At 71.2% G+C, this 16,052-nt stretch carries 12 protein-coding genes and 3 pseudogenes; 6 read left to right on the plus strand and 9 right to left on the minus strand.

Annotated features, from left to right (window positions below; translation table 11 throughout):
• Window positions 1-3: 3 nt before the first annotated feature.
• The 3 genes from AC3CF1_RS12145 to AC3CF1_RS12155 form a co-directional block, all read right to left on the minus strand.
• A complete protein-coding gene (locus AC3CF1_RS12145; RefSeq protein WP_488452072.1) occupies window positions 4-801 on the minus strand; it encodes an ABC transporter permease in 798 nt (265 codons plus the stop codon).
• A gap of 237 nt (window positions 802-1,038) precedes the next feature.
• The gene (locus AC3CF1_RS12150) at window positions 1,039-1,581 is read right to left on the minus strand and encodes a hypothetical protein (protein ID WP_488450505.1); all 543 of its coding nucleotides are present in this window, start codon (window positions 1,579-1,581) and stop codon (window positions 1,039-1,041) included.
• 160 nt (window positions 1,582-1,741) lie between these two features.
• Window positions 1,742-2,674 (minus strand): ABC transporter ATP-binding protein, encoded by a 933-nt coding sequence (locus AC3CF1_RS12155; protein ID WP_488450506.1) that lies wholly within the window; start codon window positions 2,672-2,674, stop codon window positions 1,742-1,744.
• A 408-nt stretch (window positions 2,675-3,082) separates the two neighbouring features.
• On the opposite strand from AC3CF1_RS12155, the pseudogene AC3CF1_RS12160 reads away from it, so the two are divergent.
• Both AC3CF1_RS12160 and AC3CF1_RS12165 read left to right on the plus strand, forming a co-directional pair.
• Window positions 3,083-5,178, plus strand: a pseudogene (locus AC3CF1_RS12160) (TRAP transporter permease).
• Window positions 5,175-6,194, plus strand: a complete 1,020-nt coding sequence (locus AC3CF1_RS12165) for a TAXI family TRAP transporter solute-binding subunit (protein WP_355160851.1) — start codon at window positions 5,175-5,177, stop codon at window positions 6,192-6,194. Before AC3CF1_RS12160 ends, AC3CF1_RS12165 begins: the two are co-directional and overlap by 4 nt.
• 9 nt (window positions 6,195-6,203) lie before the next feature.
• Here the strand turns inward: AC3CF1_RS12165 and AC3CF1_RS12170 are convergent, their stop codons facing one another.
• Window positions 6,204-6,740 (minus strand): hypothetical protein, encoded by a 537-nt coding sequence (locus AC3CF1_RS12170; protein ID WP_141910737.1) that lies wholly within the window; start codon window positions 6,738-6,740, stop codon window positions 6,204-6,206.
• Window positions 6,741-8,643 (minus strand): annotated as a pseudogene (gene dnaG / locus AC3CF1_RS12175) (DNA primase).
• 113 nt (window positions 8,644-8,756) lie between these two features.
• Here dnaG and AC3CF1_RS12180 point away from each other — a divergent pair.
• Window positions 8,757-9,961, plus strand: a pseudogene (locus AC3CF1_RS12180) (low temperature requirement protein A).
• Window positions 9,962-9,968: 7 nt separating this feature from the next.
• Here AC3CF1_RS12180 and AC3CF1_RS12185 read toward each other — a convergent pair.
• The 3 genes from AC3CF1_RS12185 to AC3CF1_RS12195 all read right to left on the minus strand — a co-directional run bounded on the left by AC3CF1_RS12185 (window position 9,969) and on the right by AC3CF1_RS12195 (window position 12,562).
• A complete protein-coding gene (locus tag AC3CF1_RS12185) occupies window positions 9,969-10,826 on the minus strand; it encodes a siderophore-interacting protein (RefSeq protein ID WP_488450507.1) in 858 nt (285 codons plus the stop codon).
• 15 nt (window positions 10,827-10,841) lie between these two features.
• Window positions 10,842-12,107, minus strand: coding sequence for a deoxyguanosinetriphosphate triphosphohydrolase (locus tag AC3CF1_RS12190; RefSeq protein WP_355162494.1), 1,266 nt, complete (start codon window positions 12,105-12,107; stop codon window positions 10,842-10,844).
• A 101-nt stretch (window positions 12,108-12,208) separates the two neighbouring features.
• Window positions 12,209-12,562, minus strand: a complete 354-nt coding sequence (locus tag AC3CF1_RS12195) for a VOC family protein (RefSeq protein ID WP_088949656.1) — start codon at window positions 12,560-12,562, stop codon at window positions 12,209-12,211.
• A gap of 252 nt (window positions 12,563-12,814) precedes the next feature.
• Between AC3CF1_RS12195 and AC3CF1_RS12200 the strand changes: the two genes are divergently transcribed.
• Complete coding sequence (locus AC3CF1_RS12200; protein ID WP_088949657.1) at window positions 12,815-13,315, plus strand: roadblock/LC7 domain-containing protein; 501 nt, start codon at window positions 12,815-12,817, stop codon at window positions 13,313-13,315.
• Between the two features lie 53 nt (window positions 13,316-13,368).
• Here the strand turns inward: AC3CF1_RS12200 and AC3CF1_RS12205 are convergent, their stop codons facing one another.
• Complete coding sequence (locus AC3CF1_RS12205; protein ID WP_355162493.1) at window positions 13,369-13,815, minus strand: MarR family winged helix-turn-helix transcriptional regulator; 447 nt, start codon at window positions 13,813-13,815, stop codon at window positions 13,369-13,371.
• A 76-nt stretch (window positions 13,816-13,891) separates the two neighbouring features.
• On the opposite strand from AC3CF1_RS12205, the gene wrbA reads away from it, so the two are divergent.
• Window positions 13,892-14,572 carry an NAD(P)H:quinone oxidoreductase gene (gene wrbA, locus AC3CF1_RS12210; protein ID WP_355162492.1) on the plus strand — a complete coding sequence of 227 codons (681 nt, stop codon included), beginning with the start codon at window positions 13,892-13,894 and terminating at the stop codon, window positions 14,570-14,572.
• A 26-nt stretch (window positions 14,573-14,598) separates the two neighbouring features.
• On the plus strand, window positions 14,599-16,026 hold the full coding sequence (locus tag AC3CF1_RS12215; protein WP_488450508.1) for an MFS transporter: 1,428 nt from the start codon (window positions 14,599-14,601) through the stop codon (window positions 16,024-16,026).
• The last annotated feature ends 26 nt before the right edge of the window (window positions 16,027-16,052 follow it).

A 16,052-nucleotide genomic window follows, 5' to 3' on the forward strand; every position in this document is an offset into this window, starting at 1 on the left:
TCCCTAGACGACGAGCTTGCGACGGAACGTGCGCAACGCCAGCAGCCAACCGGCGACGGCCCAGGCGGCCAGGTAGAGCACATGCCCGGCGACCGACCACTGTGGGGCGACGCCGAGCGTGGCCGCACGACACAGGTCGACGGCGTGCCACAGCGGCGTCACGTACGCCAGCCACCGCAGCGCGTCGGGCAGGGACTCGACCGGGAAGAACACCCCGGCGAAGAGCGTCATGGGGATGACGGCGAACCGGAACAGCATCGCGAGCCAACTGTCGCTGGACACCGACGCGGCGTACGCGAAGGTCGGCGCGGCGACAGCCAGCACGAGCAACGCGACCACCGGCAGGGTGACCACCGCCCACGGCGACCGCAGCGCCCCGAACAACCCGGTGACCAGCAGAAACGCCACGATCGTGGTGAGCACCCGGAACAGCACGAAGGCCAGGTGCCCGGCCACGATGTCGCCCACCCGCAGCGGCGACGCGCTCTGCGCGAAGTAGGTCTTGACCCACTGGAAGTTGCTGAACACCGGCCAGGTCGAGTCACCGACGGTCACCTGGAGCGCGGTCGAGGCGATCAGCCCGGGCACCAGCCAGTCGAGGTAACGCACCCCGCCGACGCCCTGGTCGATGTAGGCGCCGACGCCCAGCCCGAAGCCGAGCACGGTCAGCACCGGCAGCAGGAACGACGAGAACACCCCGGCCCGCCAGGTGCGTCGTAGACCCACCAGATAGTGCTCGAAGACCGCGTACGCCGGCACCCACGGGAACCGCCCGCGCGTCGCTGCCGCCACGCTCACCACGACCACCCCCACCCACCGTGCCGACCACCACGACCTGTCTACCGCCGGGGTACGACAGGCCGCGGTCACCCTACGACGCCCCCGGCAAGGTGTCGTCCGGGTTTCAGCGCGGTGATCGACTCGGTTTCCAGGAACTCGCGGTGTCCACGTTGCCCGGACAGCCCGACTTCCAGAAAGCGGAGTCGATCAACCCCCGGGGCGGGTGCGCGCGCAATTCACGCCTGCCTCGCGTGCCGGTCAGGCCGGCCGGCGAGCGCGGACCAGTGCCTGGACGGCGTAACCGAGCAGCAGCAGCCCCGCACCAGTGCCGACCACCCGACCCGCGGCGACCGCCGAGCCGAACGCGGCCACGAGCCCCGCCGCCGCCACCACGCACAGCGCGACACCGAGCGGCCTGAGCAGCGGGTCTCGCAGCAGCGGAGCGAGCGGGAAGAAGTGCAGCCCGACCACCGCGCAGACCAGCACCGGAATGTACTCGGACCGGTCGGCGGCAGCCAGCAGGACGGCGCCCAGCCCGGCGGCGGCGAACTCGGCGACGACGATGAGTAGGTACCGCCGGTTGGTCGCCCGCTCCTGCGCACCGCCACCCTCGCCCCGGGGACGGCCAGACATCACACCGCCCAGCACGGCGGTGATCATGGACGCCACGCTGCCGACCACCAACAAAGCGCGCCACGGCTGCTCCACCGCCGGCACGTTGAACCAGACCGTGGCGAAGATGCCCAGGTAGAGGGCGGTCAGGCCGGCCTGATGCCGGCTGCTGGTCGGCATGTTGGACATGGAACCCCCGTGGTCGAAGGCCGACTCGGTGAACTCACTGATTCGGCCGGCCGATGTTACGCCCAAGATCGAATGTAGTCGAACGACGATCGTTGGCAGCTCAGCGGTGCGACACGCCGGAGAAGTTGTCGCTGAGCTGCCAACGATCAGCCGAGGTCGGTCAGTCGACCAGGGTGCGGCCGGTCAGGTGCAGGAAGACGTCCTCCAGGCCGCTGCGCCGCACCAGCACGTTGGCCGGGTTGAGCCTCAACGCGGTGACCTCGGCGACCGCCGCGTCGCCGTCGGGCACGTAGAGCAGGACCCGGTCGGGCAGCACCTCGACCCGCTCCCCCAGCCCGTCGAGCTTGCTGGCGAACGGTTCCTGCGACTCGGCGGCGAAGCGCAACTCGACCACCTCGCGGGTGGAGTGCCGCTCGATCAGCGCCCGGGGCGACCCCTCCGCGACGATGCGGCCGCCGTCCATCACCACCAGCCGGTCGCAGAGCTGCTCGGCCTCGTCCATGTAGTGCGTGGTGAGCACCAGCGTGACGCCCTGCTGCTTGAGCCGGAACAGCCGCTCCCACACCAGGTGTCGGGCCTGCGGGTCGAGCCCGGTGGTCGGCTCGTCGAGCAGCACGATCTCCGGGTCGTTCACCAGCGCGCGGGCGATGGTCAACCGACGCTTCATCCCACCGGAGAGCGGGTCGACCTTGCTGTCGGCGCGCTCGGTGAGCTGGACGAAGTCGAGCAGCTCGTCGGCCCGCTCGCGGGCCGCCCGCCGTGAGATGCCGAAGTAGCGGGCGTAGACGGTGAGATTTTCCCGGACCGTCAGCTCCGGGTCGAGATTGTCGAGCTGCGGGCACACCCCGAGCCGCGCCCGGATCGCCGGCCCGTCAGCCACCGGGTCCAGGCCGAGGATGCGCAGCTCGCCCCCGCTCGGTGGAGAGGTGCAGCCGACCATGCGCATGGTGGAGGACTTGCCGGCGCCGTTGGGCCCGAGGAAGCCGAACGCCTCACCCGAGCGCACCTCGACATCGATGCCGTCCACGGCGGTGAAGCCACCGAACCGCTTCACCAGCCCGCGAGCCTGAATCAATGGTCGCCCCGAAGTCACCGCCCGACCCTAACCGCCCGGTCCGACAGCCCTCCACGCAAATATCCGCCCGTGCCCAACCGGCCACCCCGTCGACAGCGAAACCCCGATCGGTGCCCCACCGGTTTGCTGATCGACGTGTATCGTCCCCTCGTGCCGCCCATCAGCTCGCCCGATGGTTCCTCGTCACCCGTCCGACCAGCCAACTCTCCCGCCGGTGAGCCCGCGACGGGCCCCAGCAGCGCGGCCCCGCGACCGCGACCATCAGCCGAGCTCACCGCGCCCACCGAGCCCGCCAAGCCCACCGAGCCCGCCGAGACCCCTACGACCGGCGACGACCCCACCAGGCACGACCCCACCAGGCACGACCCAAGCAGGGACAACCCGACCGGCGACGGCGACTCCGTCGCCGAACGGGCGACCCGGGATCTGGCTGCCCAGTTCGAGGACGAGAAACCGGGCCGTGTGTTGTCCGGGCCGGCGGGTCTGCTCCTCACCGCGGCGGCGCTGACGGTTGGCGCCCTCTCCCTCTGGCAGGTGTTCCGCCCGCTGTCGCAGGGCAGCAAGTATTACTTGATCATCTTCCTGGCCGGCGTACTCCCGCTGGTCTTCCTCGCCTACCCGGCCGACCTGCGGCTGCGGGCCCGCCTGGCGGCCCGGCGCGGACGACGCAGCACCAAGGGCAGCGGCGACCACGACACTGACGCACCGGTCCTGACACGGCTGGCCTCCACAACGCCCACCACGACGGACTGGGTCCTGGTCGTGCTGGCGGTGGCGGCCTGCCTCTACCCAGTCCTGCCGGTCCCGCTCGGCTCGGGTGGCGGCGGCTACAACGCCTTCCTCGACCGGCAGGGTCTGCTGGTGCCGGCGGACCTGGCGATGGGCACCATCCTGCTGCTCCTGCTGCTGGAGGCGTGCCGACGCACGACCGGCTGGATCCTGCCCGCCGTCTGCCTGCTGTTCCTCGGCTACGGCTACTACGGCGGGTTGCTCCCGCAGTCGTGGCCGGTCGCTCATGCCGGGCTCGACTTCAGCCAACTGGTGGACGCGTTCTACAACTCCGACAGCGGCTTCTACGGCACTCCGCTGGACGTGGCCGCGTCGTACATCGTGCTGTTCACCATCTACGGCGCTGTGCTGGAGCTGTCCGGGGCCGGGCGGTTCTTCGTCGAGCTGTCGGCTGCGGCGTTCCGCCGCTCGCGTACCGCCGCCGGGCGGACGGCGGTGGCCTCCGGCTTCCTGCTTGGCACCGTCTCCGGCTCCGGAGCGGCGACGACAGTGAGCATCGGGGCGGTCACCTGGCCCCTGCTGCGCCGCGCCGGCTATCCCCCGGAGCGGGCCGGCGGCATGCTGGCCGCGGCCGGGGTTGGCGCGATCCTCTCCCCACCGACCCTGGGTGCGGCGGCGTTCATCATCGCCGAATACCTGGGAGTCTCGTACCTCCAGGTGCTGGGCTGGGCGACGGTGCCGACGGTGCTCTACTACCTCGGCATCCTGCTCTCGGTGGAGATCGACGCGCGCCGCTCCGGCGTACGCCCCGTCGTGATCGACGTCGGTTCGCCCTGGCGTCTGCTGGCCCGCTTCGGCTACCACTTCGCCTCGCTGATCGCGATCATCGTGTTCCTCGCGGTCGGCGTGTCCGCGACGAGGGCTGTCGTCTTCGCCACCCTCCTGGCGGTCGCGCTCTCCTTTCTGGACCGCACGAAGGACCGCGCGTACCGGCTCACCCCGGCCCGGCTGGCGGCCGCGCTCGTCACCGGCGTACGCGGCGTGCTCGCGGTCTCCGCGGTCTGTGCCGCCGCCGGCATCATCACGGCGACCACCACGAAGACCGGCCTCGGACCGCAGGCGGCTGCGTTGCTGATCGGTGGGGCGAAGGCGGCCACCTCCGACCCGACACTGGTCCTGGTGCTCACCGCGCTGCTCGCGGCCGTCGCCCTCAGCCTGCTGGGCCTGGCGGTGCCGGTCACCGCCTCGTTCGTGATCGGTTGGGTGATCGTCGGTCCGGCTCTGCTCGACCTGGGCGTGAGTGCGCCCGCCGCGGCGATGTTCGTCTTCTACTTCGCGGTCCTGTCCGAGGTGTCCCCGCCGACCGCGCTCGCCGCGGTGGCCGCCGCCGCGGTGACCGGCGGCCGGCTGGTGCCGACCATGTGGCAGACCCTGCGGTACGCGCTGCCGGCCTATCTGACCCCGATCGCGTTCGTCATCACCCCCGCCGGGCTCGGCCTGCTCGGCATCGGTGGCGTCCAGCGGATCGCCTTCGCCGCCGTGGTGACCGCGCTCAGCGTGGCGGTGCTCGCCGTCGCCGCCGGTGGCTGGCTGCCCGGGGTGGGGCCCGCCGGCGCCCGGAACGCGTGCTCGGTGCCCTCGCCGGTGTCACCCTGCTCTGGCTCGAACCCGTCCCGGTCATGGTCGGCGCGGCACTGGCCGCCGTCGCGGCGGCAGGTGTGTTCGTCCGACGTGGATCCGCCGGTCGGCCATCGTCCGGATCACCAGCAAATCCTGTGGAGGAACAACTGTGAGACGAATCGACGTACGCCTCGCGGCGGGCCTGAGCGCTCTCGCCCTCGTCACGGTCGGCGCCACGGCTTGTGGAGGTCAGCAGGGCGGCGCCGACAAGGACGACGCGGCCAGCGAGGTCACCTGCGAGGTGACCAAGGAGACCCGTGTCGGCATCGCCACCGGCAACGCGACGGGCGTCTACTACGTGGTCGGCAACGCCCTGGCCGGGCAGTTGTCCGGAGCGACCGGCGGCAAGCTCACCGGCACCGCTGCCGAGACCGGCGCCTCGGTACAGAACGTCGAACAGCTCGTCGGTGGCCAGTACGACGTGGCGTTCTCCCTGTTCGACACGGCGGTCAACGCGGTCGAGGGCAAGGGCAGCTTCACCGCGCCGCAGCCGGTGGAGGCGCTGGCCCGCATCTACGACAACTACACGCAGGTGGTGGTCCGCAACGACTCCGGGATCACCTCGGTGGCCGACATGCGCGGCAAGCGAATCTCCACCGGGTCACCGAAGTCCGGCACGGAGGTGATCGCCAACCGGCTGCTGGAGGCCGCCGGCCTCGACCCGGCCAAGGACATCCGGGCGCAGCGGCTGGACCTGACCAAGACGGTCGAGGGGGTAAAGGACGGCAGCGTCGACGGTTTCTTCTGGTCCGGCGGCCTGCCCACCGGGGGCCTGACCGACCTGTTCACCACCGCCGGCGACTCGGTGAAGTTCGTCGACATCGCGCCGTTGCTGCCGAAGATGACCGCGTCGAGCCCCGGCTACCAGGAGGGCACGATCGGGCGGGACGCGTACGGGACGGCAACCGACACCCCGACCATCGTGGTGCCCAATGTGCTGTTGGTCCGTAAGGACCTGGACGCCAATGTCGCCTGCGCGATCACCCGGACGGTGTTCGACAAGCGCGACGCCCTGGCCCAGGCCAACCCGGCGGCCAAGGGGATCTCGCTGGAAAGGGCCCGCAGGACCCTGCCGGTGCCGCTGCACCGCGGCGCGGAGAAGGCGCTGAAGGATCTCGGCGCCAACTGACCCAACCGGTCAGAGATCGGCCGGCGCGGTGGCGGCACGGGCCGCGCCGACCAGACGGTCGGTCTCGGCGAGCAGTGCCTCGTCGTCCGCGGGGGTGCCGGGGTCGAGTCGGACCGTCCAGGTCAGACCGTCGGCCCCGGCCACTCGGCGGGCCGCGACCCGCGCCGCGCCGCCGGGCACCGGCTGGTGCTCGGTGTACGCGACCGAGCGGGTCACCCGCGCCCGCACCTGGTGCGGCAGCTCGCGCGGGTCGAGGAGGAAGTATGTCTCGGCCGGGCCGTCGGCGACCACCGTGTAGCCGTCGCGTTCGACGACGGTCTCGGCGGGGGTGACGGTCAGCTCCCGGCCGGACCAGACCGCCTTGAGGATGGTGTGCCAGCCGAGCCGTTGCCCTCGACCGGGCAGCCACAGCCCGAGGTTGGTGGCGACCACCACTCCGTCGCCCTCGCCGTTGCCAACGGCCGCCCATGCCAGCACCCGCTCGTCGGCGGTCAGCGGCGGCCGGTCGGCCGGCGGCAGCTTCGGCTTCCGGCTGAACAGTCCCATCTAGAGGCCTCCCGCAGCCTGCTCGCGCAGCGCCCGGGCGTGCTGCTCCAGGGACAGCAGCTCACCGAAGGCGGCGAAGTACTCGTCCTTGTTGTTGACCGGGTTGATCCGCTGGATGCGGGACTTGATGTCCCGGATCCGGGAGGTCACCGACCCGAACTGCACCCGCGCCATGGTGATCGACACGTAGCGTGGGTCGGCTTCCCCGTCGATCCGCAGCGGCTCCACCGCCAGCTCACCGACCAGCGCCGCCGACGCCAGGTCGTCGCAGGCGTCGCGGACCGACTCGATCCAGACCGCGCCGCCGGTGGCTGACGCGGCGCCACCGGCCGCCGCGATGGCCGCGCGCACCCCGACGTGCACCGGGTGGCGGTATTCGGTGGCCTCGACCGCGTCGAACATGGGCCCGGCCAGGACCGGCTGCTGGAGGGCGAGTTTCAGCGCCTCCCGTTCGACCATCGACAGCGGGCTGTCCGGGGTCGGCTCGGGGCGGGCCGATGCGGGGCGGGTGGCGGGTGCGGCGTCGCGGGTGCCGGCTTGCGGGGTGTTGGCGGCGGCGAGCACCGCCCGCTGCACCGGCTCGATCTCCATGCCGAGGTCCATGGCGAGCTTGCGGACGTACTCCGGGCGCTTTTCCCGGTCCTTGAGTCGCGCGACCAGCGGCGCGGCGTGGCGCATGGCCTCGACCCGGCCGTCGACGGTGTCCAGGTCGAAGCGGCCGATCACGTGTCGCAACGCGAAGTCGACAAGCGGCTCGCGGCGCGCGACCAGGTCACGCACCGCCAGGTCACCCTTGGCCAGTCGCAGATCGCACGGGTCCATGTTGTCCGGGCTGACGGCGATGAACGTGCGCCCGACGAAGCGCTGGTCGTCCTCGAAGGCGCGCAGCGCGGCCTTCTGGCCGGCGGCGTCGCCGTCGAAGGTGAAGATGATCTCGCCGGCCACCTCGTCGCTGTCGAACAGCAGACGGCGCAGAACCGAGATGTGGTCCGCGGCGAAGGCCGTGCCGCAGGTCGCCACGGCAGTGGTCACCCCGGCCAGGTGGCAGGCCATCACGTCGGTGTAACCCTCGACGATCACCGCTCGCCCCTGCTTGGCGATCTCCCGTTTGGCCTGGTCGATGCCGTAGAGCACGTGCGACTTCTTGTAGATCGGCGTCTCGGGGGTGTTCAGGTATTTCGGGCCGTCGTCGTCGTCGAAGAGCTTGCGCGCGCCGAAGCCGATCACGTCGCCGGCGAGGTCGCGGATCGGCCAGAGCAGCCGGCGGCGGAACCGGTCGATCAGGCTGCCGGAGCGGGCCTCCCGGGACAGCCCGGCAGTGACCAGCTCCTGGTGGGTGAAGCCCTGCTGGCGCAGGTGCTTGGTGAGCAGGTCCCAACCGTCCGGCGCGAAGCCACAGCCGTAACGCTCGGCGGCGGCCCGGTCGAACCCTCGCTGGGCCAGGAACTCCCGCGCCGGACGGGCACCGGCGGTGCTGAGCTGCGCCCGGTAGAACTCGACCGCGGCGGCGTGCGCGGCGACCAGGCGCTGGCGCTGGCCCTGCTGCGGGCGAGGGCGCGGGGCGCTCCTGTCGTCCTCGATGTAGCGCAACTGGATGCCGGCGCGGCCGGCGAGCCGCTCGACGGACTCCACGAAGCTGAGGTGGTCGGCGTCCATCAGGAACTTGATGGCGTCACCACCGGCCCCGCAGCCGAAGCAGTACCAGACGTTGCGGGCCGGGGAGACGTTGAACGACGGGCTCTTCTCGTCGTGGAACGGGCACAGACCCTTGAGGTTGCCGCCGCCGGCGGACTTCAGGGTGACCGTCTCGGAGATCACATCCCCGATCGAGGTGCGTTCCCGGACCAGTGCGATGTCCTCGTCCCGGATCCGCCCAGCCATGCGCCACCCCCTCGACGTACATCCTGCCCTGCCGGGCCGACGACACGCCGGCCGGGGGACGCCGGTGTGGCGGCCACCGCTGCCGGCTGGGCGGTTCCGGCCCGCAGGCCGGGCCCGCCCGGGGACCATGACCAGATGCGCAGGGTACGGACCGACGTCCCCCGCCTGCCCAGATGGTTGGCCGGTCGGATCGGGTTACGCGGGCAGGCCCCGCCTGCGGACGAGGCCGGACACCGCCATGCCACCTGGTTGGAGCTCTTCCTCGACCTCATCTTCGTGTACGCGCTGGCGGCGGTCGTCGCCCGGCTGGGCAGCGACCCGACCCCGTCGCCGAGCGCGGTGCTGGCCGTGATCGGGCTGTTCGTGGTGATCCAGTGGTCGTGGGTGGGGCAGGTCTTCTACGACACCCGGTTCGACCCGGATGACGCGCTGCACCGGGTGCTGGTGCTGTTCGCGTTGGTCGGCGCGGGCGCGATGACGCTCGGCGTCGACGAGGTGCCGGAGAGCGTGCTCCTGCCGGTCGGGTACCTGATCGTGCGCGGGGTGCTGCTCCTTCTGTACCTGCGAGCCCGGCCGACCAGCCCGATGGCCGGCATGGTGACGACGGTCTACCTGATCGGCTTCGGGTCGGGCTGGCTGATCTGGCTGGTGTCGCTGACCGCACCCCCGACCGGCGCCCGACGCTGTGGGTGGTGGCGATGGTCATCGAACTGGCCACGCCCTGGGTCGGGGCGCGCTGGCTCAACCGCTGGCCGGTGGACAACCGGCACCTGCCGGAACGGATCGGGCAGTTCACGATCATCGTGCTGGGTAGCGCCCTGGCGAGCCTGCTCTTCGCCGTGCCGGACCATCCCCCGCCCCACATGATCCTCACCGCCGGGTTGGCCTTCCTGATCCCGGCGGCCGTCTGGTGGGTCTACACGACCTTCGTCACCACCCGACTCCTCCAGAGTCGTCTGCGGGGCGGGCAGGCGTACAGCTACCTGCACATTCCGCTCGGCGGTGCGCTGCTGCTGCTCGGCTGGGCGCTCGGGCAGGTGGTCCGGCTGGTCGACGACGACGCACCCCGGCTGCCGCTGGAGCTGCGGCTGCTGCTGGCCGCCTCGATGGTGGTGTGGACGGTGTGCGGCCTGGCCCTGTACTGGTTGTGGACCCGGCCGAGCCTCGCCCGGTTGGCGATCGCCGCCTACGGGGTGGTCTCGGTCAGTGTGATCACCGCGACGGTGCACGAGCCGAGGCTGATGCTGTCCCTGCTCGCCGCGGCGATCGTCGGGTACGCCGTGCTGCTCAGCCGCCGACTCGCCCGGGCCAGCGAGTCGACCCAGACGCCCGAGGGATGATCCGCCCTCAGGCGGCCGCGGCCTGCTCGGTCACCACAGAGGGGGTTTCCTCCTCGGCGGTCACCTGCCGGTTCCAGTCGGCCTTGGTGGAACGCCAGCCCTCGTCGTCCATGCCGCGCCGCCAGTAGCCGGAGATGGAGAGCCGATCGAGAGGCACGCCGCGCTCGCCGCGCAGCAGCCGGCGCAGGTCCCGGACGAAGGCAGCCTCGCCGTGCACGAAGGCGTGCACGGTCCCGGCGGGGAACTCCAACGCCCGCACCGCCGCGACCAGCGCCTCGCCCACCGGGCGGTCGCCGCGGTGCAGCCAGGTCACCGCGACCGCGCCGGGGCTGAGCAGCTTCTGCTCATCCGCCGGGTCGGCGATCTCCACGAAGACGTGGGCCGGTGCACCCAGCGGCAGCCGTTCCAGGGCGGCGGCGATCGCCGGCAGGGCGCTCTCGTCGCCGACCAGCAGGTGCCAGTCCGCGTCCGGGCTCGGGGCGTACGCGCCGCCGGGGCCGACGAAGTGCACCGGGTCACCCGGGCGCAACGCGGCGGCCCACGGGCCGGCCAACCCCTCGTCGCCGTGGTGCACCACGTCCACGGTCAACTCCTCGGCCAGCGGGTCCCAGCGTCGCACCGTGTACGCGCGCAGCCGGGGCCACTGCTCCCGGGGCAGGTCCCGACGGATCGCGGCGAGGTCCAGCGGCTGCGGATAGTCGACACCGGGCTGCGGGAACACCACCTTGATGTAGTGGTCGGTGAACTCGCCCACCGGCAGACCGGTCAGCTCGTCCCCACCGAGGACGAGCCGGATCAGATGCGGGGTGGGCCGCTCGGTGCGCAGCACCCGGGCCGAGGTGACGTTCCTGGGGCGTTCCGTCATATCAGTTAGGCTAGCCTAAGCTGCCCCGTCGTGGGTCGGCGGTGTGTCCCCGCAGACGAGACGGGTGTGCCAGGTCACCGCCGCCGGGTCGGTGAGCGAGGCGACCTGGTCGATCACCACCCGCAGTCGGGCGGTGTCGTCCGGGGCGGCCCGCCACAGCGGAGCGAAGATCGGGTCGAGCCCTTCCGGAGCCCGCCGCACCAGCGCGGCGACCAGCTCGGCCAACATCGTCCGCTGCCGCTCGTAGCGGCCCCGGAAGCCGGTCCGACGCATCACATACCGCAGCGCGATGCCCTTGAGCAGGGCGCACTGCGCCCGGACCAGCCGAGGCACCACCAGGTCGGCGGCGTAGCGGCGATGCGGTCCGGGGCCGAAGCGCCCCTCCGTGGCAGCCACCGCAGCGGACACGAAACGCCCGGTCACCCCACTTGTGGTGGCCTTCAGCGCGACCTGCGCGCGATGACTGCCGTCGTAGCCGGCCAGAGGGGCGAGCAGCGGATCGGCCAGCAACTCGACCAGCACCTCGGCCAGGTCGGCCGCCGACTCCCCGGAGTAGGCGCCGGCCACGTCGGCGCAGAGCGCAGCCCGCTCGTCGGCGTCGCCGAGCAGCGGACGCAGCGACACGTACCCGCCGTGAATGCCGTCCTCCACGTCGTGCACCGAGTACGCGACGTCGTCGGCCCAGTCCATCACCTGCGCTTCCAGGCAGCGCCGGTCGCCGGGCGCACCCTCCCGGATCCAGTCGAAGACGGTCGCGTCGTCGGCGTACACCCCGAACTTGCGCTCGCCGGGGCGGCGGGGCCAGGGGTACTTGCCGATCGCGTCGAGCGACGCCCGGGTCAGGTTCAACCCAGCGGACGACCCGTCCGGGGCGAGCACCTTCGCCTCCAGCCGGGTCAACACCCGCAGGGTCTGCGCGTTGCCCTCGAAGCCGCCGCACGGTGTGGCCAGCAGATCCAGAGCCGCCTCGCCGTTGTGCCCGAACGGCGGGTGCCCCAGGTCGTGGGCGAGCCCCGCCACGTCCACCACGTCCGGGTCGCAACCCAGCCGGGCGCCCATCTCCCGGGCGATCTGGGCCACCTCCAGCGAGTGCGTCAGCCGCGTACGCAGGAAGTCATCGGTCCCGGCGGTGTGCACCTGGGTCTTCGTGGCCAGCCGCCGGAACGCCGCCGAGTGCAGCACCCGGGCGCGATCACGCTCGTACGGTGAGCGGCGGTGACCGGTGTCCTTGGGAGGCTCCTCGACCAGCCGGGCGTCCGCCGCAGCAGGCTCACTTCTCACGCAGCCGCCATTGTTCGCGACTGCGGGGCTCGCAAAACCGGCTCACTCCTCGCGCTCACGGCGCCACTGCTGTTCGCGACTGCGGGGCTCGCAAAACCGGCTCACTCCTCGCGCTCACGGAGGACGCAGAACTCGTTGCCCTCGGGATCTGCCAGCACCGTCCACTCCACGTCACCCTGACCGATGTCGACGTGCCGGGCGCCCATGTCGACCAGCCGCTCGACCTCGGCCTCCCGGTTGGCGGGGCGCAGATCGATGTGCAGCCGGTTCTTGCGGTCCTTGGCATCGGTCACGGGCACGAAGACCAGGCCGGGCAGGCGGTCCGCGGACTGGCGGATCTCCACCTCGTCCGGACTCTCGCTGACGACCTGGTAGCCGAGCGCCTCGGCCCACCAACGGGCCAGTCGCGCCGGATCGCGGGCATCGACGGTGAGGTTCTCCCAGACGCTGGTCATTCAGTCACCTTTCCCGTTCGACGGCATACGCAATCGGCCGTGTGCGAGCGAGCCAAGATTACGCCCGCCACCGCTGGTCGACCCGCCCACGACGCATCGACGATTGGCCCACAACCGCCGATTGGCTTGGAGTTGTCAACCGATCGCTGAGGGTTATGGGCTCGCGGGCGGAAGTCGCGCCCGGTAGCGTTCCCAGCGCGGAACGTGACCAGCCGACCGACATGCGGAGTCCAACCGGTAAGGGGAAATCTCGTGGACGCGGACACGGTGGTGGGAACGGAACTACGCGGGCTGCGCCGCCGCCGGCCCGAGATCGCCGGCACGGTCCTGGCCGGCACCGACGGGCTGCTCATCTCCAGCGATCTGCCCAGCACCGACGCCACCCATCTCGCCGCGCTCGCCGCAGCCAGCTTCGGGCTCGGCCACCGGGTGGCCGACACGGTCCAACGTGGTGAGTTCCGGGAGTCGGTCGTCTGCACCACCGCCGGTTGCGTGGTGACCTACCCGGCCGGGCGCACCGCCCTGCTGACCCTGGTCACCGTGTCTGCGGCCGAGGACCTGGAAGCGCTGCACGAGGAGGCCCGTGCCGTGGCCCGTCGGGCGGGCTCGGTGCTGGACAGACGCGGTGGGGCAGTCGGCGCCACCTCGATTCAGGACGCGCACGGGCCGCTCGCCGTGCGTACGCCGATGGCCACCCTGCCGGCGCAGTTGCGCCGCTCGTCCCGGCCCACCTGGCGTCGCCCGCCGATCTGACCGCAGACAACCAAACCTCCTCGACGGCACAGCTCGGGCCTGCTGCGCAAGAACTAGCGGGTGGCCGGGCGCCTGGTGTCGACGTTGCCGGTCATGGCGTTGAGGATGGCGGGTAGTTCGGCCACGGTCTGGGCGGGCAAGCCGGTCACGGTTTCCTCCGCCAGGCCATGCCACAACTTCTTGACCTGGTCGGCAAGCGCCTTGCCGCTGTCGGTGAGTTCGACGATGCTGGCGCGCTTGTCGGAGGGAGCGGGCCTGCGGCGGATGTGGCCGGAGGCTTCGAGCTTGCGCGTCATGAGCGTGACGCTGGGCGGCTCACAGCCGAGCGCCTCGCTGAGCTGGGCCTGAATTCTCGGGCCGGTCCGGTCGAGTTCGAGCAGGAGTGCCTCTTGGCCAGGGTGCAGGCCGAGCGGGGCCAGCAACGCGGCGGCCCTGGCCCGGTGGCGCAGGCTCAGCAGGCGGATGGCCTGGTTGAGGGCATCGGCGTACTCGAAGTCCACGAACTCTCCTTGACAAGTTAGTTATGCGCATAACATTATGCGAATAACTAATTCTAGCAACACCGAGGAGCCCGACATGACCGTGAAGGTCGCTGTCATCTACTACAGCGCGACAGGCAGTGTGCACACACTCGCAGAGGCCGTCGCCGAGGGGGCCGCCTCGGCTGGGGCCGTCGTGCGGCTGCGGCGGGTCGCCGAACTGGCACCCGACAACGCGATCGACCAGAACCCGCAGTGGCGGCGGCACGCCGACGCGACCGCGTCGATTGCCCAGGCATCCCTCGATGACCTGGCATGGGCCGACGCGTACGCGTTCGGGACGCCGAGTCGATTCGGCGCGCCTGCCGCGCAGCTCAAGCAGTTCATCGACCAGGCCGGCGGGCTGTGGCGGGAGGGAAAACTGGCCAACAAGCCGGTGACCGCCTTCACCTCGGCGTTCAACCGGCACGGTGGCAGCGAGGCAACGATCTTGTCGCTAAGCAACGTCTTCTACCACTGGGGGTCGCTGATCGTGCCGCCCGGATTCACCGATCCGGTCGTGTCCGCCGCAGGCGGCAACCCCTACGGCACGTCGCATGTGGCCAGCCCGAACGGAGACGGCCCCGATGCCGCGGCGCTGGACGCGGCCAGGTACCAGGGACTTCGGCTAGCCAAGATCACACTTCAGCTGCTGGGCGACCACGTCGTCACCGATGCCGTCGTGGGTGACGGAAACAGCCACGGAGCTCTCGCCGGAGCAGCCTCCCGGACCGCGTGAGCGGCGGGTAGGCAGGGAGAGAAGTCATGACAAGCACCAGCACCGCAACTCAGCGGGCCAGGCTGCAGGCCGGATCCTCCTGGATGGTCCTGGCGCTGGCATGCGCCTGCCAGTTCATGGTGATCCTGGACGTCTCCATCGTCAACGTCGCGCTGCCCTCGGTCCAGCGGGATCTTGGCTTCACCGCCACCGGACTGGCCTGGGTGGTGAACGGGTACGTGCTTACTTTCGCCGGCTTCATGCTGCTGGGTGGCCGCGCCGTCGACCTGTTCGGCCTGCGCCGGATGCTGGTCGCCGGGCTGTTCCTGTTCTCCGCCTCAAGTGTGGTCGGTGGCCTGGCAACCGCTCCGGAGATCCTGGTGGGGGCCCGCGTCGCGCAGGGCGTGGGCGCCGCCATGCTGGCCCCGGCCACGTTGGCCGTGATCAACACCTACTTCACCGAGCCGCAGGCGCGGGCCCGCGCGTTCGGCGCGTGGTCCGCCTCGGGCGGTGTGGGCGGGATGGCCGGCGCGCTCGCCGGCGGTGCCATCACCACGGGCCTGTCGTGGCGGTGGGTCTTCCTCATCAACGTACCGATCGGCGCCGTGCTGATCGTGCTGGCCATGATGTCGCTGGTCCGCACGGGAGTCAGCCGGCGAGAACCGCTCGACCTCGGTGGCGCGGTCACGGGCACGGCGGGGCTGGCCGCGTTGATCTACGGGGTCATGCAGAGCGCCGACCAAGGCTGGATGTCCGTGCGGGTTCTCGGGCCAGCCGTGGCGGGCCTGCTCCTGCTCGTCGTCTTCGCCGTGGTGGAGGCGCGTGTCGCCACCCGGCCGATGGTGCCCCTGCGGCTGTTCAGGATCCGGACCGTGGCCGTCAGCAACGCCATGTTGCTGCTGTTCGGCGGGATCGCCATCGCAATGTGGTATTTCACGTCGCTGTTCATGCAGAACGCCCTCGGTTACAGCGCTCTTGAAGCCGGGCTCGGGCAGACACCCGCGGCGGTGACGTTCGTGGTGATCGCGCGACTGTCCGCCAACCTGCTGCCCCGAACCGGTGCACGCCCTCTGGTGCTGGCCGGCAGCGCCTGTTTCGTGGCCGGTTTCGGCTGGCTCGCCCAGGCCCACACGGACAGCGACTACGTCACAAGCGTGCTCGGACCCACGCTCCTCATCGCCGTCGGCATCGGCCTGACCTTCCCAACCCTGATGGCTGCGGCCACCGCCGACGCACCCGAAGGCGACGCGGGCATCATCGGCGGCCTGGCCAACACCGCCAGCCAGATAGGTGGCTCGGCAGCCCTGGCCGTACTCGCCACAGCCGCCAGCGCCAAGGTCGGAACAGACGCCGCCGACGCAGGCACTCCTGCCGCCCTTGCCGCCGGCTACGACCTGGTCTTCCTCATGGCAGCCGGGATCGGCCTGGCTATCGCGGTAGTCAGCCTGCTGCTACCGCGGCATCGCCGGGGCTGACCACGGCGGCGCGGCGGCGGACCGGG

The sequence above is a fragment of the Micromonospora sp. MGP-C2 genome (assembly GCF_057766525.1).

Excerpts from the sequence above, each read along its gene's own strand:
- AC3CF1_RS12150 (WP_488450505.1), bottom strand. The coding sequence starts at position 1,581 with ATGTCCAACATGCCGACCAGCAGCCGGCATCAGGCCGGCCTGACCGCC.
- AC3CF1_RS12170 (WP_141910737.1), bottom strand. The coding sequence starts at position 6,740 with ATGGGACTGTTCAGCCGGAAGCCGAAGCTGCCGCCGGCCGACCGGCCG.
- AC3CF1_RS12185 (WP_488450507.1), bottom strand. The coding sequence starts at position 10,826 with ATGACGGAACGCCCCAGGAACGTCACCTCGGCCCGGGTGCTGCGCACC.
- AC3CF1_RS12195 (WP_088949656.1), bottom strand. The coding sequence starts at position 12,562 with ATGACCAGCGTCTGGGAGAACCTCACCGTCGATGCCCGCGATCCGGCG.
- wrbA (WP_355162492.1), top strand. The coding sequence starts at position 13,892 with ATGACCGTGAAGGTCGCTGTCATCTACTACAGCGCGACAGGCAGTGTG.
- AC3CF1_RS12215 (WP_488450508.1), top strand. The coding sequence starts at position 14,599 with ATGACAAGCACCAGCACCGCAACTCAGCGGGCCAGGCTGCAGGCCGGA.